The 19742-nt window shown below is 61.1% G+C and carries 23 protein-coding genes; 6 read left to right on the forward strand and 17 right to left on the reverse strand.

Going from position 1 to position 19742, the window contains the following annotated elements:
• Positions 1–127: 127 nt before the first annotated feature.
• A complete protein-coding gene (gene uvrA, locus LVY65_RS05760) occupies positions 128–3139 on the forward strand; it encodes an excinuclease ABC subunit UvrA (RefSeq protein WP_235067029.1) in 3012 nt (1003 codons plus the stop codon).
• An 18-nt stretch (positions 3140–3157) separates the two neighbouring features.
• Here uvrA and LVY65_RS05765 read toward each other — a convergent pair whose 3' ends face one another.
• The 5 genes from LVY65_RS05765 to LVY65_RS05785 all read right to left on the reverse strand — a co-directional run bounded on the left by LVY65_RS05765 (position 3158) and on the right by LVY65_RS05785 (position 7055).
• Complete coding sequence (locus tag LVY65_RS05765; protein ID WP_235067030.1) at positions 3158–4789, reverse strand: RNA-directed DNA polymerase; 1632 nt, start codon at positions 4787–4789, stop codon at positions 3158–3160.
• Between the two features lie 31 nt (positions 4790–4820).
• Complete coding sequence (locus LVY65_RS05770; RefSeq protein WP_235067031.1) at positions 4821–5393, reverse strand: hypothetical protein; 573 nt, start codon at positions 5391–5393, stop codon at positions 4821–4823.
• Positions 5390–6025, reverse strand: a complete 636-nt coding sequence (locus LVY65_RS05775) for a DUF2726 domain-containing protein (RefSeq protein WP_235067032.1) — start codon at positions 6023–6025, stop codon at positions 5390–5392. Before LVY65_RS05775 ends, LVY65_RS05770 begins: the two co-directional genes overlap by 4 nt.
• Before the next feature lie 70 nt (positions 6026–6095).
• A complete protein-coding gene (locus LVY65_RS05780) occupies positions 6096–6425 on the reverse strand; it encodes a GFA family protein (protein WP_235067033.1) in 330 nt (109 codons plus the stop codon).
• Between the two features lie 57 nt (positions 6426–6482).
• Positions 6483–7055, reverse strand: a complete 573-nt coding sequence (locus LVY65_RS05785; protein ID WP_235067034.1) for a hypothetical protein — start codon at positions 7053–7055, stop codon at positions 6483–6485.
• Between the two features lie 270 nt (positions 7056–7325).
• Between LVY65_RS05785 and LVY65_RS05790 the strand changes: the two genes are divergently transcribed.
• A complete protein-coding gene (locus LVY65_RS05790) occupies positions 7326–7958 on the forward strand; it encodes a hypothetical protein (RefSeq protein ID WP_235067035.1) in 633 nt (210 codons plus the stop codon).
• On the forward strand, positions 7952–8209 hold the full coding sequence (locus LVY65_RS05795; protein WP_235067036.1) for a hypothetical protein: 258 nt from the start codon (positions 7952–7954) through the stop codon (positions 8207–8209). Before LVY65_RS05790 ends, LVY65_RS05795 begins: the two co-directional genes overlap by 7 nt.
• A 6-nt stretch (positions 8210–8215) precedes the next feature.
• On the opposite strand, the gene LVY65_RS05800 is transcribed toward LVY65_RS05795, so the two are convergent.
• The 7 genes from LVY65_RS05800 to LVY65_RS13210 all read right to left on the reverse strand — a co-directional run bounded on the left by LVY65_RS05800 (position 8216) and on the right by LVY65_RS13210 (position 12050).
• On the reverse strand, positions 8216–8932 hold the full coding sequence (locus LVY65_RS05800) for a glutathione S-transferase family protein (protein ID WP_235067037.1): 717 nt from the start codon (positions 8930–8932) through the stop codon (positions 8216–8218).
• A gap of 7 nt (positions 8933–8939) precedes the next feature.
• Entirely contained in the window at positions 8940–9503 is a 564-nt protein-coding gene (locus LVY65_RS05805) for a superoxide dismutase family protein (protein ID WP_235067038.1), read from the reverse strand.
• A gap of 106 nt (positions 9504–9609) precedes the next feature.
• Positions 9610–10461 carry an outer membrane protein gene (locus LVY65_RS05815; protein ID WP_268828578.1) on the reverse strand — a complete coding sequence of 284 codons (852 nt, stop codon included), beginning with the start codon at positions 10459–10461 and terminating at the stop codon, positions 9610–9612.
• 150 nt (positions 10462–10611) lie between these two features.
• Positions 10612–11106: a DUF2793 domain-containing protein gene (locus LVY65_RS05820; RefSeq protein WP_235067039.1), complete on the reverse strand. Its 495-nt coding sequence runs from the start codon at positions 11104–11106 to the stop codon at positions 10612–10614.
• A 10-nt stretch (positions 11107–11116) separates the two neighbouring features.
• On the reverse strand, positions 11117–11506 hold the full coding sequence (locus LVY65_RS05825; RefSeq protein WP_235067040.1) for a hypothetical protein: 390 nt from the start codon (positions 11504–11506) through the stop codon (positions 11117–11119).
• 100 nt (positions 11507–11606) lie between these two features.
• Complete coding sequence (locus LVY65_RS05830) at positions 11607–11888, reverse strand: phage fiber-tail adaptor protein (protein WP_235067041.1); 282 nt, start codon at positions 11886–11888, stop codon at positions 11607–11609.
• Between the two features lie 27 nt (positions 11889–11915).
• Positions 11916–12050 (reverse strand): hypothetical protein, encoded by a 135-nt coding sequence (locus tag LVY65_RS13210; RefSeq protein ID WP_268828579.1) that lies wholly within the window; start codon positions 12048–12050, stop codon positions 11916–11918.
• Positions 12051–12132: 82 nt separating this feature from the next.
• Between LVY65_RS13210 and LVY65_RS05835 the strand changes: the two genes are divergently transcribed.
• Positions 12133–13119, forward strand: coding sequence for an acyltransferase family protein (locus LVY65_RS05835; protein WP_235067042.1), 987 nt, complete (start codon positions 12133–12135; stop codon positions 13117–13119).
• Positions 13120–13501: 382 nt separating this feature from the next.
• Here LVY65_RS05835 and LVY65_RS05840 read toward each other — a convergent pair whose 3' ends face one another.
• The 3 genes from LVY65_RS05840 to LVY65_RS05850 all read right to left on the reverse strand — a co-directional run bounded on the left by LVY65_RS05840 (position 13502) and on the right by LVY65_RS05850 (position 15545).
• Entirely contained in the window at positions 13502–14035 is a 534-nt protein-coding gene (locus tag LVY65_RS05840) for a hypothetical protein (RefSeq protein ID WP_235067043.1), read from the reverse strand.
• A gap of 141 nt (positions 14036–14176) precedes the next feature.
• Positions 14177–14638 (reverse strand): DUF202 domain-containing protein, encoded by a 462-nt coding sequence (locus tag LVY65_RS05845; protein ID WP_235067044.1) that lies wholly within the window; start codon positions 14636–14638, stop codon positions 14177–14179.
• Between the two features lie 43 nt (positions 14639–14681).
• Positions 14682–15545 (reverse strand): bestrophin-like domain, encoded by an 864-nt coding sequence (locus LVY65_RS05850; RefSeq protein ID WP_235067045.1) that lies wholly within the window; start codon positions 15543–15545, stop codon positions 14682–14684.
• 227 nt (positions 15546–15772) lie between these two features.
• Between LVY65_RS05850 and LVY65_RS05855 the strand changes: the two genes are divergently transcribed.
• Both LVY65_RS05855 and LVY65_RS05860 read left to right on the forward strand, forming a co-directional pair.
• Positions 15773–16045, forward strand: coding sequence for a hypothetical protein (locus LVY65_RS05855; RefSeq protein WP_235067046.1), 273 nt, complete (start codon positions 15773–15775; stop codon positions 16043–16045).
• A gap of 708 nt (positions 16046–16753) precedes the next feature.
• Positions 16754–17116, forward strand: a complete 363-nt coding sequence (locus tag LVY65_RS05860; RefSeq protein ID WP_235067047.1) for a UrcA family protein — start codon at positions 16754–16756, stop codon at positions 17114–17116.
• A gap of 127 nt (positions 17117–17243) precedes the next feature.
• Here the strand turns inward: LVY65_RS05860 and LVY65_RS05865 are convergent, their stop codons facing one another.
• Positions 17244–17924 carry a potassium channel family protein gene (locus LVY65_RS05865; RefSeq protein ID WP_235067048.1) on the reverse strand — a complete coding sequence of 227 codons (681 nt, stop codon included), beginning with the start codon at positions 17922–17924 and terminating at the stop codon, positions 17244–17246.
• 202 nt (positions 17925–18126) lie between these two features.
• Positions 18127–19677: an arylsulfatase gene (locus LVY65_RS05870; RefSeq protein WP_268828580.1), complete on the reverse strand. Its 1551-nt coding sequence runs from the start codon at positions 19675–19677 to the stop codon at positions 18127–18129.
• Positions 19678–19742 lie beyond the last annotated feature (65 nt).

Genomic DNA, 19742 nt, shown 5'->3' on the forward strand with positions numbered 1-19742 from the left:
TCGACGAGAGACGCCCTGCGTTCGATGAACATGATTGTTTTGACGCGGAAATCGCGTTGCGGCAGAGCGTTATTGGCGGCGGTTGCACTTGCGACAAGCGAACAAATGTGGAACAAATAACGGAACCATGCTGACTCACATAACCGTTCGCGGCGCGCGCGAGCACAACCTCAAGGGGATCGACGTCCAGATCCCGCGCGAAAGCCTGACGGTCATCACCGGCCTCTCCGGCTCGGGTAAATCCAGTCTCGCCTTCGACACCATCTATGCCGAGGGACAGCGTCGCTATGTGGAGTCGCTCTCCGCCTATGCCCGCCAATTCCTGGAGATGATGCAGAAGCCGGATGTCGAGCATATCGACGGCCTCTCCCCGGCCATCTCGATCGAGCAGAAGACGACCAGCCGCAACCCGCGCTCGACCGTCGCCACCGTCACCGAAATCTACGATTATATGCGCCTGCTGTGGGCGCGGGTCGGAGTGCCCTACTCCCCCGCCACTGGCCTGCCGATCGAGGCGCAGCAAGTCAGCCAGATGGTCGACCGGACCATGAAGCTGCCCGAAGGATCGCGCCATTACCTGCTCGCCCCGGTCGTCCGCGGCCGCAAGGGCGAATATCGCAAGGAACTGGCCGAATGGCAGAAGGCCGGCTTCACCCGCGTGCGCATCGACGGCGTCTTCCATGAGATTGAGGAAGCCCCCGCGCTCGACAAGAAGTACAAGCACGACCTTGAGGTGGTGGTCGACCGCATCGTCATCCGCGAAGGCATCGAAACCCGCCTCGCCGACAGTTTCGAGACCGCGCTGAAGCTGGCCGAAGGCCTCGCCTACCTCGACCCGGCCGATGTGCCCCACCCTGCCGGAAGCGAGCGCACCGGCGTCGCCGCGGCCCTTGAAGCGGCGGCAGAGCGACAGGTGCTGGCCACCAACGCGCCCGAGGGCCGCATCACTTTCTCCGAAAAATTCGCCTGCCCCGTCAGCGGCTTCGCCATCGCCGAGATTGAGCCCCGGCTGTTCAGCTTCAACGCACCGCAGGGTGCCTGCCCTGCCTGCGACGGGCTCGGCGAGAAGCTCGAGTTCGACGAGGACCTCGTGGTCCCCAACCATTCGCTCAGCATCGCCAAGGGCGCGGTCGTGCCCTGGGCCAAGAGCCAGCCGCCCTCCCCCTATTATATGCAGGTGCTGGGCAGCCTCGCCCGCGCCTACGATTTCGACCTCAATACGCCGTGGAAGGACCTCCCTGAGGACGCCCAGCGGGTCGTCCTCCGCGGCACCGGCGGCAAGCCCGTCACCCTTCGCTTCGTCGACGGCCGCAAATCCTATGAGGTGAAGAAGGCGTTCGAAGGCGTGATCGGCAATCTCGAGCGCCGCATGCTGTCGACCGAAAGCGCCTGGATGCGGGAGGAGCTCAGCAAGTACCAGGCGTCGCACCCGTGCGAGACCTGTGGCGGCGCCCGCCTCCGGCCCGAACCGCTGGCGGTCAAGATCGCCGGAGAGGATATCTCCCTCTCGTCGCGCCGCTCGGTCGCCGACGCGCTGGCCTGGTTCACCAGCCTCGACCGGCACCTCACCCCGACCCAGAACGAAATCGCCAAGGCCATCCTCAAGGAAATCAACGAGCGCCTCGGCTTCCTCCACAATGTCGGGCTCGATTACCTCAATCTCGACCGCACCAGCGGCACCCTGTCGGGTGGCGAGAGCCAGCGCATCCGCCTTGCGTCGCAAATAGGCTCGGGCCTGTCGGGCGTGCTTTATGTCCTCGACGAACCGTCGATCGGCCTCCACCAGAAGGACAATGATCGCCTCCTCGAAACGCTGAAGCGCCTTCGCGGCCTCGGCAACACCGTGCTGGTGGTCGAACATGACGAGGATGCGATCCGCACCGCCGACCATGTCATCGACATGGGCCCCGGCGCGGGCGTTCATGGCGGCGAAGTGGTCTGCGCCGGAACGCTCGACGACCTGCTCGCCTGTGAGGACAGCCTCACCGCCGACTATCTCTCCGGCCGCCGCCACATTCCGATGCGCGGGGTCCGCCGCAAGGGCACCGGCAAGAAGCTCACCGTCCATGGCGCCACCGCCAACAACCTGGCGAACGTTACCGCGTCCATCCCGCTCGGAACCTTCACCTGCATCACCGGCGTCTCGGGCAGCGGCAAGTCGTCGCTGACCATCGACACACTCTACGCCGCCGCCGCCCGCACCCTGAACGGCGCGCGCATCCTCGCCGGCAAGCATGACCGCATCACCGGGCTCGAACATCTCGACAAGGTCATCGACATCGACCAGTCGCCGATCGGCCGCACCCCGCGCTCCAACCCAGCGACCTACACCGGCGCCTTCACCCAGATCCGCGACTGGTTCGCCGGCCTCCCCGAAAGCCAGGCCCGCGGCTACAAGCCCGGCCGGTTCAGCTTCAACGTCAAGGGCGGCCGCTGCGAGGCTTGCACCGGTGACGGCCTGCTGAAGATAGAGATGCACTTCCTCCCCGACGTCTATGTCACCTGCGACGTCTGCCACGGCCAGCGCTACAACCGCGAAACGCTGGAGGTGAAGTTCAAGGGGCGGAGCATCGCCGACGTGCTCGACATGACGGTCGAAGACTCGGTCGAATTCTTCAAGGCGGTCCCCGGCATCCGCGACAAGATGGCCATGCTGGCCGAAGTCGGCCTCGGCTACATCAAGGTCGGGCAGCAGGCGACGACCCTTAGCGGCGGCGAGGCGCAGCGGGTCAAGCTGTCGAAGGAACTGTCCCGCCGCGCCACCGGCCAGACCCTCTACATCCTCGACGAGCCCACCACCGGCCTCCACTTCGAAGACGTCCGCAAACTCCTCGACGTCCTCCACGCGCTGGTCGAGCAGGGCAACACCGTGGTCGTGATCGAACACAACCTCGACGTCATCAAGACGGCGGATTGGGTCCTCGACCTGGGTCCGGGCGGCGGGGTCAACGGCGGGGAGATTGTCGCCGAGGGAACGCCGGAGGCGGTCGCGGCGAACGAACGGAGCTTCACGGGGCAGTATCTGCGGGAGACGCTGGCGAAAACGCCCGTCAGTTCCGAACCGGTGAAGGTGCCCAAGCCGAGCAAACGCGCCAAACGCGTTGCGGCGGACGAGCCGGACCTGCTGGCGGCGAAGTAGGTAGAAATCAGGTTCGCTTCAGAATGGCAGGTCGTCGAACAACTCTGCTATTCTTTCAGCCTTGGATTTCACGGCAAACTGAACCTTTAGCTTTGAAAACAACTCACCTTGATTTGTTTCCAGCCAGCTTCGGTAGATATCGCCGAACGGGTCTGTGATGTGTCCTTTGACCGTGTTCAGCCAGGTAGCGTATTCGCCTTTTGAAAGGCAGGACGCTCCAAAGAGTAACGCTGGCTTTTCCCAATCGCTAGCTTCGTCGAACCTGGTTTTACTCTCCCGAAAATAATTACGATCATTGAGAACGCCAAGCAGGAGCAACCTCTGACGCTTCTCAAGCGTCGATTCCGATAACTTTAGTCTATTGAGAAGTGCTCGAGTGATCGGCAGCGCCTGGGAAACAAAGAGATGAGTAACCCAGACCCGTGAAAGCGTCATTTCAGAGAACGGTTGTGTCTCCAGCAAACTGACCATTTTTTCGGCGATCTCTGGCGCCAGGTCACTGCTTCTTTGGGCAAAAGCTCCAACTAGTATGCAATAGTCTCGCGGGACGTAGTAGAGAAGCTGGAATGTGCTCTCAATCAACCCCAAAGGATCTGGATATTCAACCGCCCTAAGCGCCTTGAGGATGACACGGACGGCTGCATAATCTGTTGAGTCTCTTGATAATACCTCTACGAGCTTCTGCCCAAGAGCTTCTGGTTCTACGTCCTCTATTTCCTCAACGGACACCTCTTCATCGTCATAAACTTGTCGAATATACTTGTTTAGGGACGCGAGTTCAGCATCGTTAAACACGTCGGAGAGTTTTCTCTCAACCTGCTCTACTGCCTCATCAGTGCTATATGTTCGTGTCTTACTAGCATTGAGAGCCAATCCTTCGGTAAGCATGAGATGTTCTGCCAGCTTGCAGAGTGTACTGTGAACTGCGCTCTGATGGTCTACGACGATCCTGAAATCATCGACGTAGCGTGTGTAACCGCTGGATCGTTCGGCCAGCATCTGATCGGTATCGTTCAGTAGACCTTCGGCTAGAAGCCGTGACGCCGAGGTACCGACAGGAAGCCCGTACGACTGCCTTGCTCGACTGTGCTTGATAATACCTTCGATGATCTTTCGGACGATATTTGGCGCGCCACAATCATCCAAAACGTGCTCTAGGCGATGAAAGTAAATGTGCGAGTAAAAATCCGAGATATCGGTTTCAATTACGTATCGCACGTCGGCGAACGGATTGCTGTTTGTACAAACGTCTCGAACATGAAGCAGCCAATCGTGAAACCCGGAAGCTTCTGAAAAGAGGCGAGGTTCCTCCGGATTTTCAATGAATCGATATGAAAATGGTCCCTTTTCAATCGGAAGGCGCATTGCCTCGATTGAAGGTGCAATCTGAATGACAGCGCTAGTGTAAAGTAAGGTGTCAGCTGGATAGAGTTGCTGCGCTATTCGATAGGCGAGTTCTCGCTTGGGGCAGAGAATCTCGATGCAACTCTTTGGTGCATATTTCGACGGATCAAGTTCGCATACGCGTTTCGAAATTTCCTCGGACTTCTCAGAATAGAAGACGAACTCGAAAGGCGAAGGAAAAATGTCGGTGTCGCCGAGGGATGTTAAATGCAGCAACGCTCGGTCGACGGCAGTTTTCTCCAGCACGCATTACCCCCTTACCCGAGCAGGGCAGAGGCTATGCGTCTTCAACGGGTTGCGTCAATGGAACTGGCTGCCAACCCAATTTCTGCGCGATCGCGCGGCGGTAAGGTGTGTCGATCGTCATTGGCGCTCGACGAACATACGTTTCAGCAAGGACACGCTTCCACCGCGACAGACCGTTGAGATATTCAATAGCTTCAACCCGCGAGGGCCCCACGCCGCGCTTCCCATCAAACTGAGCCTTTAGGTCGGTCCAGACGACGCCCTTGAGTTCCCGCTCTTGCGCCCACTCTCCAATGACATTGGCAAATTCGTAGCTGCTGTTGCTCGGCCAACGTCCAATTACTCGGTCAACTGGCGCACGCTCTCTCCTTCGCAAGGCTTCCACTGCCTCCTGCAAGTTGGCTGTCCGTAAAGGAGCCCAAAGTACCGGAAGGGGCGCCGCGCCTTTATCTATGACCAATGTGAGAGTGCCATTGCTTGATTGGCGGAGGAACTCGATTGGTAACTTCGGTCCGTCGGGATTCCAGGCAAGCGGATGAGGATCCACAAGAGGTAATTTCTTGGGTCGCCAAATTAGCGAGCCCCATCCCAGGCAGACGATCATTGCCGCACCAACCGCTCCACCACTCGCCGCAATTCCGCAGGCGTGTCACCAGCAACCACCTCGACATAACCAATCCCCGCCCGCCGCAGCGCTTCCTTCTTGACCGCGTCGCGCGCGGCGGTGTGGTGCGCGCCCTTGAAGTGCCCTCTGCCCTGATATTCGATTGCGTGGATGGGCTTGCAGTCGCCATCGACGATCAGCAGGTCGACGCGCTTTGAATTGATGCAGAGGTAGGCGTCCTTGTCCTCGCACTTGAGGATTTCGCCCAGGCTGACTTGCGCCATCACCTGCCATCCGGGGCGCATCTCGATCACCATCTTGTCCAACGCCTTGAACAGCCGCGTCTCGCTCTTGTTGAGCAGCGGCTGCGCCTTGAAATCGGCCTTCATTACCGTCCGCAACTGGTCCGCTGCATCGGGGACCTTGGCCGGCGCCGCGTCGGGTTTCGGCGTCCACGGCCCTGCCTTCACCTTGCCCTTATTCTTCCAGCGCCATTCATTCTTGCGCTTCCACGCCTCACGGCGTTGCTTGCTGACAAATTGCTCGACCATCATCCCGGCAAGTGCGCCGACAAATAATACTGCGATCAGCGACAAGGGATGATCGATTAGCGTGAGTATTTCAGGAGGCATTGCGGACAAATGATGCCCACTCGGTTGCGAAAACGTCAATGCCGCCCTTGTTCTCCCCTCAGCGACAGCTTCAAGCGTTGTCGAACAGTCTCACTTCAACCTTGCTCGCGTCGAACCCGTCCAGCAGCCGGGCATGGACGCCCATCCTGCCGAAATCCTCGCCCAGCGTCTTCCAATGCGTCCCGCAGCCGCAGGTGGGGCAGTGGTGGATGCCGATCATGCGGTCGCCCCACACGTAGGCGACGGTCTCCCCCTCCACCTTGACGTCCGCATCGGGGTAATAAGCCACCAGCCAGCCGGTCTTGGTGCACAAGGAGCAGTTGCACGATCCCACCCACTCCGGCGCATGCGGCACTTCTATGCGGACGGCGCCGCAATGGCATGATCCCTTCACCGGCATGACGCGAAGATTAGCCGGATTTCCGTGGAATTCCACTCATTGCGCGGCGGCGGAGCGTTAGTTCCGCACGATGATGCTCTCGATCGGGTCGAGCAGGTCGATCGCGACCAGCACCGCCAGGCCGGCGATCGCCAAGGTCCGCCGCTTAGTCACGATCGCCACGATCCCCGCCGCGAAGAGCAAGCAGAGCAGGATCCAACCCCACCATTCGATGTAGCTCCACGACGCCCAGCCCATGGCGGCAGGGCGCAACCCGAACGCCAGCGCATTGGCCGCGAGCAGCGCGCCGATCACCTTCGCTTTCTCCTGCGCGAAATAATCGTCGAGGCTGGTTCGCCCCTCAAGATCGTCGGGAAACACCAGGGCGGCGGCGAAATAGCAGGCCGCGGTGACGATAAATCCGGCGAACAGCACCGCCGACTGGTCGGTCAGGAAATCGCGGGCCCGCCACACGACCCTCCAGAACAGGATCGTTTCGGTCGTCACCCAGGTCGCCAGCAGCCAGGTCGCCAGGCCGACCCTGATCTTCGGCCGCCGCTTGACCACGCGCGCCAGCCCGCCAAGCACCTCGGCCAGCGCAAGGCTGAGCAGGATCACCAGCAACGAGAATACGAATTCAAAGGGAGTCATGAGACACCGACCACGGCGCGGCGCCTAGCCGCAGCTTCATATGGAGTAAGCGAGCAAGCCTCGGCGATGCCGCAGCATCGCGAGAGCGAAGCGATCGAGGCGCTATGGCGGAGTGTTTTCATATGCCCCCGACGACCGATCATAAGCTACTGCAACCGATAAGGCGACGGGCCGCCGCCGTCCGGCCTCATTGTTTTTGTTAACCTATAGTTCACAAAAATGACGTGACCTGCTATTTAATACAGCGCTCGGAAGGCTTGGGAGGGTCCAATGGCCACAAGCGCAGCGAATAAGCCCAGACAAACAAGTAGCGGCCGATCGAGAAGAAGCGTCTGGCAATCGATCCTTGTCTATCCGACGCTGGCGATCGCCCTGATCACTGCGGTGCCGCAGTGGATCGAAAAATATCAGGCGCATCGTTTGAACGTCGCCCAGGATCGTTTGCAAGAAGCACTCAAGCAAGCGGCATTATGGCAGCGCAATCTCAGCTGCTCCGCCGCACCTTTTGCCTGGTATAACAGCCCGAACGACGTGAAGATCGATGCGACGATCTGCAATAGCGGCGACATTTTCGTGCAGGCCGTGACGCCGGATAACAAGCGGTTCATGCGCTGGTTGGCGCTCGACGACGTGGTGGTGAAAATTACACCGTCGGAAGCGTCGGTCATCCCGACCGCTAGTGCCACGACATTGTCCGGCCTGGCGCCGTTCGGCCTTTCCAGGCCAGCCGCATCGATGTTCCATCGCGCCCAGACCGCGACCGTGCTCTGTCAGAAGTTCCTCGACAGCCGCCGGCTCCTGCGCCGTGTTCAAACGCCGGAGGGCTGCTTCGACGAGATCGTCGACACCTTCAACGGCACTGTTGTGGAGAAAAAGTCGGCTCCATGTGTGGCGCAATGCTGACGCCCCTGACGCGGGCGATTGCCTCCTGCCTGGTCGCGGCCTGCGCCGCCTCGGCGCTCGCCACGGCCGCCGTGGCACAGCCAAGAGACAACAAGCCGAGGCAACCGCCGGCTTCCCAGGTAGCTCCGCAAGCCTCCGGCATGTCTTCGCCATCGTCAAAGCGTGTGCTGACCGAGCAGCAGAAATATTGCCGCGCCAACAACGGCTGCAAGTTGGACGACACTCCCTGCAAGAAGTGCCTCGGCAAATAGCGATTGCTAGCGCAGGGCCATGAGTTCGAAATAGTTTTGGATTGCCGGTCGTCCCTTGATCGCCTTCCCGCCGACCGGCGTGCGGCTCAGATAATTTAGCTGCCCCCACAGCGCGAAATCGCACAGATAGGGGCGCGCAGCTTGTTCGGGGGACAAGTGAGCACCCCTATGGGGCTCCGGCAAAAGATATGGCCCCGGCGTCAGCATCGCCTCGATCGCGTCCAAATGACGCTCCAGGTCGCGCGCCACATGCTCCGGGGCCTTCCGCGAAGTCCCCTGCCCGCGCAGCTGTCCCAGGATCCGCCTCAGGTAGAAACGATAGGTAATCCGCCCCATCGGCGACTGGCCAAATGCGCGCGGGATGGGTTTGCGTCCCTCCGCCTCATACCAGCGATAATAGAGCCCGATGAAATAGAGGCTCTCATCGGCCCAATCCTCGATCGCATGGCATAACGCCCGCTCTCGCGGATCGACTGGTAGCAACGGCGGGTCGGGAAAGCGCCGGTCGAGCTCATGGGCAATGTCGGTGCTATCGACGATCAGCTCAGCATCGATCTCGATCGCCGGGACCTTGCCAATTCCGCCCCGCCGCCGGATCGCACCGATGCGCCCGACCGGGTTCACCCGCTCATATTCTAGCTGCTTGTAATCAAGGATCGCCCGCACCTTCATGCAGAAGGGCGAATAGGGCCAGTCGTAGAAGATGATCCTTGCCGAGTTCATCCCGCTCTTATTGGCCAGCCGGCGTCGTCAGTGCGGCGCAGGCGATCCGGTCGCCGCTGTTGCCGCTTGGGTCCGTCTTATTGTCGTCAGGCTTGGCGTGGATCACCAGGCTGGTGCCGTCCGCATCAGCCATATCCCCCTCGATCGTGAAGCTCGCGGTCGCCTTGCCGTCCGCCCCTGCCACCAAATTGGGAAGGTCGCCCAGGTGCGCGCCTTGCGGGTTATCATGCCCATGTTGCCGCCCCGCTGGGTTCCAGTGCGGCCCCGCGCTCTTGAAATCAGGGCCGTCGCAGCGCCCCACCGAATGCAGATGGATTCCGTGCGCGCCGGGTGCCAGTCCTTCGGCTTCGACCTTGATCGCCGTGCGCTTTCCATCGCTGAAGAAGCTGGCGAACCCGCGCGGCTCACCGTTCGGCCCGGCAATCGGAAAGGGAACCGGCATGGTAGCCTGCGCCGGGGTCTCACCGATCGGCGCCGCGGCGGGTTGTTGGCACGCGGCCGTCCCGCAAATCGCAACCAAGAGGGATCCGGCAATCAACTGCTTCAACATATGGCTCGCCTCGCTGATCATTACCGGCAAGGCTTAGGGCGCACCATGTCCCCGGGCAACGCGCAAAAAGAAACCCCGGGAGTGCCAAAGCGCTCCCGGGGTAACTTTTAGCCTAAGCCTGCTTGGCTTAACCGCGTTCCGGTTCCGGAGGAGGCGGCGGCGGCGGCGGCGGCGGCGGCGGTGGCGGACATGCGTCCGTCGCCAGGATCACCGAGCCGTCCGGGCACGTCTGCGTCGCCGGTGGGGGCGGCGGAGGCGGTGGCGGAGGCGGCGGCGGAGGCGGCGGCGGCGTGTAGAAGTTGTAGATCAAGCTCGCCAGCAGCGAGTGTGACCGATACCGGCCTTCAAGCCGCCCACCATCATGCCTGTCGCCAAACGTCATGGTCGTGGTGTTGAAGAAGCGATACTTGACGCCCAGGTCGATGTTCTGGCTGATCGCCCGACGGACGCCGGCGATGGCCTGCCACGCGACACCGGTGTCGCTGTCACTGACATCGCTGCTCAGGATATCGTCGGTGTCGAAGCTGTACTTGACCTTGGCCCAGCCGATACCGCCGCCAACGTAGCCGCTCCAGCCATCGTCGTCGCCGAAGTCGAGCAGGCCGTTGACCATTGCCGACAGGACATTGCCATGACCGTCAGCATTGAACGTAAAGTCCGACGTGCTGTCGACCAACGGACCGGCGAACGTCACGTCGCCAACCGAAGCCCGCTTCCAGCCGAGTTCGCCTTCAAGGCGGAACCCGCCGAAGTCGTACCCGCCAACAAGGTCGAGATCGATCCCGGTGTTATAATCAACAATGACTGCATCGTTGATACTGTCGACGAATTCGCCGTCGTCGATATCGAAGTCGAGCCTGGTGTCCTCGACGATCATCGCGCCGCCTTCGACGCCGACGTACCAGCTATTGTCGCGAGCGACAGCTGGGGTCGCCAGCGCGGTCGAAGCAAGCGCTGCCATAATGGCCAGCTTCCGCATAGATATCCCCTTTCACGTGAGTTCCGAAACAGAACTGCCCGAACACCTTATGAGAGGGTCCGTTGCGGTGCAAGATTACAATTCTCCAGTCTGTTGCCCAAATGCCGCACTTGCGAATACATCGTCCGCCATGCCCCCAGCATTGGCCCGCTAGGCGATCAGGCCATGGGTTCGAAGTGCGGTCAGCATCGCTGCCACCGCCGCCCGGCATGGGCCGTCGACGATGCTTCCGCCGGCCGGATCGGCGATTGCCGGCTGGCGATCGCGCAGGATCGTCAGCCCATCGATGCGTATCTCCTGCGCCCGGACGATCCCGGTTTCCCAGCTTCCCTCTCTGTAAATGACTGATTGCCCGCTTGACCGGTCCAGCACCTGCGCTCCCTCGACCGGCGCAACGAACCGCCACCCGCCGTCGGTAAAGGCGGCCAGCGACCCGTCCTTTCCGGCCCACGCCCCGGTCGCTCCGCTGGCTATCAGGAAGCAGGCGCCGACCGCGGGACTGGCGGGGGGCGAGGTCATCGCTGGGCCGTCAACCGCGGGGCAAAGCAGTACATCGATGCGCTGGAGAGCCTCATTGTGGAACCATTCCTTCTGGGTCTGTCCCGGGTACAGATGCGGCAATGCGAAGCGAGGGGTTTGATCCATGTCGTGCCTTTCAAATCATGAAGGTTGCGAACGCCACGTGTGACGGCGCCATTGGTCCGACTGTCGCCACGCTTAGCGTAACCATTTGGCCCGGTACGGCCGGCAGTTCGCTCAGACTGACGCTCGCGGTAGATGTGGCGCACTCGACCAACACCTGCCCCGCCGGCCCGGCAATCGTCAGCCGGTAAAGCTCGGCGAACGGGTCGTCAGCGTCGCCTGCGCTATCGACCCAACTCCATCCTCGATGACTGCGACGGGTCCATTGCAAATGGAGCGCGGTGCTTTCGCGCAACACCTTGAGATGACAAGGCGATATTGGGCGCTGGCTCTCGCCACTCACCAATCGCTGCGCACTTGGCAAGGGCGGCACGTCGCCGACGCCATGGGCAGTGGCGGTCAACAGGGCGCCGGCCGCGCTTCCTCCTCGCCCGTCTCGACCCGCGCATAGGCCTGTGCCTCGGCCATTCTGACGGCCGCTTCGGCAATATTGGTCGCAATCATCAGCGTTTCTCCACGCGCAACATGATCGACCGGCTGTCCTCACGCCCCTCGACCGTCACCACATGATTGGCCAGCCGATACAGCCGGCCGGCGATCCCTCCCTCGACCTGCACGGCGGCCATAAGAAGGTCGAACCGGCTGCTGACGACCGACACACCGCCCACTTCGGCGGGACTGATCGCCCAGTCGCTTGATGCCAGCGCGTCGCCCGCCAGATATTCACAGCCCCAGTCGACGCTGTAATCGAGCGTCGCCTCCGGGTCCTTGAGCAAAAGCGTCATGCTTGTTCCTTGGATATCTGGATGTCGTCAGCGCGGCTCGGGCACGGCATGCCGGTCGCCGAGCGCAACCAGCTTCCGATTTGGAGCCACCTTCCTGCCGCCGGATTTCGGGGCAGGCTGGGAAATACTGGCGTCGCCAATCGCATTGGCGGAAATGGCCATTCGCTCGTCTCCTTTTACTGGGCGGTCGGCATCTGCTTCCGGCCGGTTGACCTCCGGTTGACAGCCACTAGGCTGGGCCGTCGTGTCGTCCCGTAGCGCCACCATTCAAATCCTGCAGGCGGGGCGCGGGATCGCGGCAATCGCGGTTGTCATCCACCATGCATCCTTGGCGGCACGCGACTTTCGCGGCCCGTTCGCGGGCCAGCGCTGGCTCGAACTCGGTTACCTTGGGGTCGACTTCTTTTTCGTCCTGTCGGGTTTCATCATCTATCACTCGACCGTCGGCCGCTCGAAGACCGCGCGCTCCTATGCCGCCGCGCGGGCCAGGCGGATCTACATCCCCTACCTGCCGATCGGCCTCGCCATCGCGCTAATCTATGCGTTCCTTCCCGCCATTGGCGGCCGTGACGGCAGCTGGTCATGGCTTGCGACACTGACCCTTCTGCCCATTTCGTCGCCCGCACTGACCGTGGCCTGGACGCTACAGCATGAGGTCCTGTTCTATTTCGTCTTTGGGGTGGCATGGTTCTGCAATCGCGTCGGTCTCACCCTCGCAATTTGGGGCATTGCCATCATCCTCAACTCGGCCGTCTTCCACTTGGACGCCATCCCGCTCGCGATCGTCAATCTCGAATTCCTGATGGGCGTTGGTGTCGCAACGTTCCTGCACCGACGCCCGCCTCCATTGCCTTTCGCTGCGATTCCCGCGTTGCTCTGGCTTGCCATCGGCATGTCCAGGGAGTGGTCGATCCTGGTTGGTGCGAGTTGTGCCCTCCTCGTTTGGCGGATGGTCGGGGCCGAAGCCACCGGCAGGCTGGCTGTCCCCCGTTGGCTCATCTTCCTCGGCGCAGCCTCCTACTCCATCTACCTCGTTCACGGCCCTGCCATTTCCATCGCCGGGCGCCTGTTTGCGGGATCCTGGGCCCTGGTACTTGTCGGCGCACTTGCCGCCGGCATGGCTGCCGGAATCGCCTATTTCCTCCTCGTCGAGCGCCCGCTTCTTAATGCGACGGGTCGCTTCATGCCGCGATCAGTCCGTGCGCCCGGCATTTCGCCAGCAGTGAATTGATCGCGGCTCGTGCTTCGGCGTCGACCGTCGTCCCGCCGCTGGCGTCGGGCACCGCTGCGCCCTGCGCTCCCACTACCTTCGCCCCGTCAACCTTGATCCCCCCGGCCGAACCGATGTGCAGTTCCTTCCATTTTAGAGAGGGATAGCCCAGCGACAGTCCAAGGTTGGCCGCCGGGAAGAGCGCCGAACCCGCGGCCGGCCATCATCAGCCAAACCCGCCAGCCGTCGCCACTCGGCGCAATCTGCCCCTTCGAAGCCCACATTTCGAATGCGGCATCGAGCAACAGCAGGCCCCTGGGCCGGCACTTCGACAAAAGCTCCTGCAGCTGCTCGGGGCTCATCCGCGACAGGCATAATGCATCCTGGGGCCCCAATTTGGGCTTCATCGCCCACCCAATCCCCAGCGGACCAGCTCGACCCGGTCCGCCGCCGATTTCGTTTCAACCTCTTGGTCGCGCTCCCTGATCCGCTGCAGCCTGGCGACAATCCGATCTCGCGCTTCCTGCCACTCGCCATCGTCCACGCTCTCGTTGGCGATGGTCGCACTTTCGCGATGCATCCGCAGCAGGGCCAGCGCCGTGCGGTCGCTATATTCGCGCATCACCACCGTCGTTCCGTTTCGCGTAACCACGGTCTTCTCCACGCCGTGAAGCGCGCGCTCCAGCATCATGATCTCTAGCTGCGCATAACCGGTTGCCAGCGCCGCATCCCAAGAGGCACGGAACGAGGCGTTCTTGTTGCGACGCTCATAGACACAATTGTGCGAAACGCCTGCGTGCTTGGCCGACAGCTTGACGTTGCAGGTCTCGGCCAGTGACGAGAGGAACATGCGCTCCTTCTTCGCGGTCCAGCTACGGCCTTCCGGCACCCGCATCTGGGGTTTCTTGCTTCCCCCGAGCTGCAGCCCTTTCGCCAAACTTCGCCCCTCCAGCCTGAACGCCAACAAAAACGGGCCGAACCTTGGAAGGCCGGCCCGACTCGCAATTCTCAATATGATGATGTGCCAGATCAGCGTGACGATGTCAAGATATTTTTACCGATATGGTTCGCACTAATATTATTTGAACGGCCCCATTCGCACCACAATCCCCGCCATGACGAATAGGCCCGCGAGTAAAAGCAGCAGGGCGACTATCGCAATTGGCGAATGCTTATAGGGACAGCCTTCGATCAGCAGCTTCCTGCTATGCAGGTCGTCCATCTTGTGCCGCAGTTCGGTGAAGCGCTTTTGATGCCCGAGCAGCCCGATCAGCACCAATCCTATCCCGATCACCACCAGGCCCAGCCCGAAATTGCGTGCGGGGACGCGTAGGTTGACGCCGATTTGCCCGCTCAGCTCGTGGAAGAACAGAACCATCGCGAACCCAAAGGTAATCAGCGCCAAAGACGTTCGGACCGCGCCCATCAAGGATTGATCGAGGCTGATCAGCGTGCGCTCGAATGCAAGCGATGCCTGGCAGGAAGCCAGTTCCAATGCCGGTGTATCGAAGGGGCTTTCCTGCTTCTCGACGCTGTCCATTATCGGCCCTTTCAATCAGCGCTGTACTCCCGCGCTCCTTTGATCATTGTGCCTCGGGTGGGACCTTCGCGGGCAGGTTGAACCGATCGAACGACTCCGGCGGCTGGGCCTTCATGAACTCACGAAGCTGCAGCATCGGCAGCTGCGATTCCTTGATCCCGCCGCTGGTTGGCCGATCGATATCGAGGACCAGAAGGAAGGCGATCCCGAACAGTATGAACAGGAAAATCGCGATCCCCCGTCCCCGGTGGCGGATCAGCACATAGCTGACCACCCCCGCCGCGACGAACTGATAGAGGAGAAGGACCAGGAATACCTCGGATGGCACATGGGCCGAACGGCCGGCCCGTCGGGCCGAGTCCATGTCGATCAGCGCGTTCATCGCCTGCAGGTAAGAGTTTGAAAAATCATATGGCCGCATCGATGGAAACGCAGCCACAGTGGCTGTCCATAAGTCGGCGATCAGCCGGTCGCTTTCTTCAGAAAGCTTTTTCGCATCGGGACGTCGCGTCGCGGTGGCGAGATCGATGCGCACATCGGTGTAATCAACCAACAGCTTGCTCAATCGCGCCCTGTGCGGCTCCTCCAGCAATTGGCTGCGCAAATATGTCGTGCCGATGGTGTTTGCTTCATACAGCACGTTGAGGCGCCGCGCGTCGTAACGATCCACCGCCATCGAAAAAGTGAAGCCGACCAGCAGGGCCAGCAGCCCCATTACCGACGAAACCATCAGCGCCTGCTGGCCGCTTTCCTCCTCCCGGGATTTCCCATCAGTTCCCTTGCTTCGGTCAAGGCGCTTGCGAAGCCAGGTTCCGGTGGCAGAGGACGCAAACATTCCGCCGAATAATATGAATGCGAACATCCACAGGGGTACCGTCGCAAGCCATTCTTCGAAGCTTTGCAGCATGTCGCTCTCCCCGGGGCGTTTGGCTCCGATCGGTTTGGTCCGCCCCGGCCGCCCCGGCGCGCCTTCCCCTCCCTGAAGGTTAGCCGCCAGCTAATGGCCCAATAATCCGGGCAAACCCTGATCAGATCCAGAAATTGCCGATCAAACGAAGTCGTCGGCCTGGCGCTGCCGACCCTCGCGTCGTCGGAAACGTGGGACCAAGGCGCCCCGGCGGTTGTTGTGTCTTCATGATGACGATGAACATGCAAAATGCAGGAAGCGGCTCTACCGAGAGCCATGTCGATCGCGCGATGCGCGGCCCGACTCCCGACAACCCTTCACTTTCGCTGAAGAAGCGGCTGAAGCGAGCCGCCTTCTTCGACCAGCGCGACCGTCAGGTCGCGGCGGGCGAGGCTGAACCGGTCGATGCCGACGCGGGCCTGCCGGACCGAATGGTCGACGAAGCCGCGATGATGCATCGCTCCAACCGATTGCATAGCCAGGGGCACGCATCCGCCTAGGCCCCGCTTGCCTCCACGATGAAACGGCTGCCGCCTCGGGAAACCGGGGCGGCTTGCCATGAACTCAGTTCGCGCTTCGTTAGCCCATGGCTAGGACGGAGCGGCAACGTCCCACTCACGTTTGTCGAATAGAGGTTGCGTACTCGGATGAGCCGTGCGCCAATGCCCGCTTGCAAGGAGGTTCCTATGCTTGGCAGGCCTCCCTTGGCAGCGCTGGCCACAACCGGCCTTTTCTTGGCAACCAATGCCGTGGCCCAACCCGACACGGCCAAGAAACCGCCCGATCCCAATGAAAAGGTCTGAGTGACCATTAAGCCGGTCGGCAGCAGGCTTGCGACCAAACGCGTTTGTGCGACGCGCGCCGAATGGGCAGAAAAACGCCGGCAAGATCGTGACGAAACCGAAAAGGCCCAGAGGATCAGTTGCCTGACGCAAGCCGCGTGCGGCGGGAATTAATCTCCCGTTCCGGGGGCAAAGCGCGGAAATCGGATATTAAATTCAATAAATAAGTCGTATTTTTCGTGGCCGATGGCGTCCTTGTGCCGGTAGATTTTGTCTCGCTCAATTACGCGCCTTGAAGATGCCGTGGTTCCATAAGCTGACCGACAAAAGCAGAAGCCAGTTGTTGGCTGCTGACTCCGGGGAATTCCGTATATTCGGCCCTGTGCCCTTGGCTGCATTTGAAGCATACAGGAAGGGAGACGTTAGATGCCAAATCCCCAACTCGCATTGTTGGCGCTGATTGGTCTAGCTGCGACTTCAAGCCCGGCAGTCGCACAGGTGCCGGAAACAACTGCTCAAGAACATGAGATTATTGTCGTTCGAGGGTTGCCGCCATCGCGTGATCGGCTGATGCGGTCCGTCTACATCGGTGACCTGGATCTCAAATCTGCTGCCGGTCAGCAAGCGATGGAAAAACGCGTCGACCAGGCTGTCATGGAGATGTGCGCTATTCCGACACCGATACCCTCTTATGGCGAGGAAATGACTAAGCCTTGCAGGGACGAAGCGTGGGCCAGCGCGCGCCCCCAGATGAGCCAAGCGGTTCAAAAAGCGGCTGGCTCGCAATAGTCATTGAGTAGTTGGCAGCTGTGCCTGCTTCGACTTCGCGCAGGGTGATGAGCCCAATGCGTGGAAAGCGGTCTTAAACTGGAAATCGAGCGAGCCCATGCCGGGCAGATGGCTGCGTAGGTCGGCGCTAGGGCTTCTTTACCAATTCGAATGCAGCGATGAGGCGAGCGACCATGACCGCAAGATATAGCTGTCCGCCAATGACCTCGAGCGTGGCGATGCCTCGCGCCAGTTCCGAGCGAGGCAGGAAGTCGCCGTAACCCAGCGTCGCCAAGGTGACGAAGCTGTAATAGGTCGCGCTGGAATCGGTAAACTTGTCTGGCCCCGTGAAGCTGCCCGGCCAACTGAATTCGATGGCCGAATAGAGAACGCCAAAGAACAGGCCGGCGAGCAGGTAGGTACTCAAGGCAGCGTGGATCGTCTCGCCGTCGACCTTCGGGGATGTCACTGCGAAGCGAAGCGTTCCGCCGGCGGCGACCAACCCCGTCAGTGCAAACAAGGCAAGCACTATGCCGAAGTGGATCGGGACATCGTCACGCTCTGACACTAGGCGGACCAGGATCAGCAACAGGATGGCGCCGATAAGAAAGCGCCGGCTTCGCTTGGTCGCGTTGGGCAGCACGGCGAGCAAGAGGCAGGTGGCGACCAGCAGCTTGATTACGATTGGCGGAGTGTTGAAGCTTGCCGCGACTGGCTCGGCCACAAGCATCAGCAGCAACGCATAGAATAGGATCGCGTAGCGACGACGCCCATATGCCTGCCAGAACTTGGTCGTGCTGATCGTGCGCGGGGCATGGTTGTCGGGCATAGCACCGCATCGTGCGCTGAGGCGGCCCCGCAGCACAACAGGAAATTGTCCAAGCCGCCATGACAGGTCGGAATCGAGGGCGGATCGATATTTCTAAGTTACGCCCCGCCCCCTCCTGCGATGCAGCGCCCGCCCGGGATGCACACCATTCCCTCACGGGTTAAGGAATGCCTTGTTGTAGCAGGCGCTGGCAGCGCCGCTATCAGCTACCCGTACCCTGCGGCTTCGACACTTCCTCCATGACCCGGTCGAGGTTGAAGCTGCCTGGTTTCATGCGAGGCGGGAACTGGCGAAAACTCTGTAACCAACGCCCGACATATGCACCGGCGGGCGCGATCATGAACATGCGTTCCATGTACCAGCGCTGATAACCCATCGCATTTTCTTCTTCGGCGCGCTCGAACGGATCCATCCGCAAATTGGTGATCTTGGGTGCCCGTAACTGGACGAATGGTTCCTGCCAGACCTTCAAGCCTTCGGCCTGCTGCTCGAGGAATGTGATCTTCCAGTCGTTGAAACGCAGTGCCGCAACGCTTCCGTCGTCGGTCCAGTACAGGAACTCCTGCCGAGGCCATGCGACGTCGGTGCGGCCTTCGCTCCGCGCCCGCATGGCAGGCGCCAGATCGTAGCCGTCAAGGTGTACCTTGTAATTCCGCTCACCGATCTTCTGGCCGGCCAGCAATGACTGGGTGGCGTTGGGGTTGCCGGCTGCGGCGACCAGGGTCGGCAGGAAGTCTTCATGGCTGCCAATGTCGTTGACGACGGTGCCCGGCTTGCAGACCCCCGTCCAGCGAACCATCGCGGGCACGCGATAGCCGCCTTCCCATTGGGTATTCTTCTCGCCTCGGAACATGGTGGTGCCGCCGTCGGGCCAGGTGAATGTCTCGGCGCCGTTGTCGGTGGTGTAGACGACGATCGTATTCTGATCGACGCCCAACTCCTTCAGTTTGGCCAGCAGCTGCCCAACCATGGCATCATGCTCGACCATGCCGTCGGCATAGATCCCTTGTCCGGTCCGCCCTTCCGACGCCGGCTTCAGGTGGGTGAAGATGTGCATTCGGGTGGAGTTCCACCAGACGAAGAAGGGTTTGCCCTCCTGCACGCTCTTTTCCATGAAGCCGAGCGCCGCGCCGGTGACTTCCTCGTCGACCGTTTCCATTCGCTTCTTGGTCAGCGGACCGGTGTCCGTGATGGATCCGCCGGCATAGCTGTGGATCACGCCACGCGGTCCGAAATGCTTCTTGAACTCGGGGTTCTTCGGATAGTCGACATTCTCCGGCTCTTCCTCGGCGTTGAGGTGGTAAAGGTTGCCGAAGAACTCATCGAAGCCGTGGTTGGTCGGCAGCGTTGAATCCGCGTCGCCAAGATGGTTCTTGCCGAACTGGCCGGTCGCATAGCCCTGCGCCTTCAAAAGTGTCGCGATCGTCGGATCCGCCTCCGTCATGCCTTCCTTCGCGCCTGGCAAACCGACCTTGGTCAGGCCGGTCCGGATCGGCGATTGGCCGGTGATGAATGCCGCGCGTCCTGCGGTGCAGCTCTGCTGGGCGTACCAATCCGTGAACAGGCACCCGTCGTTCGCGATGCTGTCGATATTGGGCGTACGATAGCCCATCATGCCACGGTTATAGGCGCTGATATTGAAGCCGCCGATGTCGTCGCCCATGATGACGAGGATGTTCGGCCGGGCCGCCTGCTGTGCCTGGGCCGGCGCGGCTGACAGGGTCCCTGCCGCGACCGGCGTCAACGCCGTCATGGAATAGAACGCCAAGGATCTAAGCTTCGATTTCATCTGGGTGCCTCCCGCCTGTTCTGACGAGC

Source organism: Sphingomonas cremea, assembly GCF_021502585.1.
GTDB lineage: Bacteria > Pseudomonadota > Alphaproteobacteria > Sphingomonadales > Sphingomonadaceae > Sphingomicrobium > Sphingomicrobium cremea.

What these genes read in the sequence shown, in the direction of transcription:
- LVY65_RS05870 (WP_268828580.1), bottom strand. Translation starts at nt 19,677, where the DNA reads ATGACGGCGTTGACGCCGGTCGCGGCAGGGACCCTGTCAGCCGCGCCG.
- LVY65_RS05860 (WP_235067047.1), top strand. Translation starts at nt 16,754, where the DNA reads ATGCCAAATCCCCAACTCGCATTGTTGGCGCTGATTGGTCTAGCTGCG.
- LVY65_RS05865 (WP_235067048.1), bottom strand. Translation starts at nt 17,924, where the DNA reads ATGCCCGACAACCATGCCCCGCGCACGATCAGCACGACCAAGTTCTGG.
- LVY65_RS05820 (WP_235067039.1), bottom strand. Translation starts at nt 11,106, where the DNA reads ATGGATCAAACCCCTCGCTTCGCATTGCCGCATCTGTACCCGGGACAG.
- LVY65_RS05775 (WP_235067032.1), bottom strand. Translation starts at nt 6,025, where the DNA reads ATGCCTCCTGAAATACTCACGCTAATCGATCATCCCTTGTCGCTGATC.
- LVY65_RS05780 (WP_235067033.1), bottom strand. Translation starts at nt 6,425, where the DNA reads ATGCCGGTGAAGGGATCATGCCATTGCGGCGCCGTCCGCATAGAAGTG.
- LVY65_RS05800 (WP_235067037.1), bottom strand. Translation starts at nt 8,932, where the DNA reads ATGAACTCGGCAAGGATCATCTTCTACGACTGGCCCTATTCGCCCTTC.
- LVY65_RS05850 (WP_235067045.1), bottom strand. Translation starts at nt 15,545, where the DNA reads ATGCTGCAAAGCTTCGAAGAATGGCTTGCGACGGTACCCCTGTGGATG.
- LVY65_RS05805 (WP_235067038.1), bottom strand. Translation starts at nt 9,503, where the DNA reads ATGATCAGCGAGGCGAGCCATATGTTGAAGCAGTTGATTGCCGGATCC.
- LVY65_RS05795 (WP_235067036.1), top strand. Translation starts at nt 7,952, where the DNA reads ATGCTGACGCCCCTGACGCGGGCGATTGCCTCCTGCCTGGTCGCGGCC.
- LVY65_RS05855 (WP_235067046.1), top strand. Translation starts at nt 15,773, where the DNA reads ATGATGACGATGAACATGCAAAATGCAGGAAGCGGCTCTACCGAGAGC.
- LVY65_RS05845 (WP_235067044.1), bottom strand. Translation starts at nt 14,638, where the DNA reads ATGGACAGCGTCGAGAAGCAGGAAAGCCCCTTCGATACACCGGCATTG.
- LVY65_RS05790 (WP_235067035.1), top strand. Translation starts at nt 7,326, where the DNA reads ATGGCCACAAGCGCAGCGAATAAGCCCAGACAAACAAGTAGCGGCCGA.
- LVY65_RS05830 (WP_235067041.1), bottom strand. Translation starts at nt 11,888, where the DNA reads ATGACGCTTTTGCTCAAGGACCCGGAGGCGACGCTCGATTACAGCGTC.
- LVY65_RS05815 (WP_268828578.1), bottom strand. Translation starts at nt 10,461, where the DNA reads ATGCGGAAGCTGGCCATTATGGCAGCGCTTGCTTCGACCGCGCTGGCG.
- uvrA (WP_235067029.1), top strand. Translation starts at nt 128, where the DNA reads ATGCTGACTCACATAACCGTTCGCGGCGCGCGCGAGCACAACCTCAAG.
- LVY65_RS05785 (WP_235067034.1), bottom strand. Translation starts at nt 7,055, where the DNA reads ATGACTCCCTTTGAATTCGTATTCTCGTTGCTGGTGATCCTGCTCAGC.
- LVY65_RS05770 (WP_235067031.1), bottom strand. Translation starts at nt 5,393, where the DNA reads ATGATCGTCTGCCTGGGATGGGGCTCGCTAATTTGGCGACCCAAGAAA.
- LVY65_RS13210 (WP_268828579.1), bottom strand. Translation starts at nt 12,050, where the DNA reads ATGGCCATTTCCGCCAATGCGATTGGCGACGCCAGTATTTCCCAGCCT.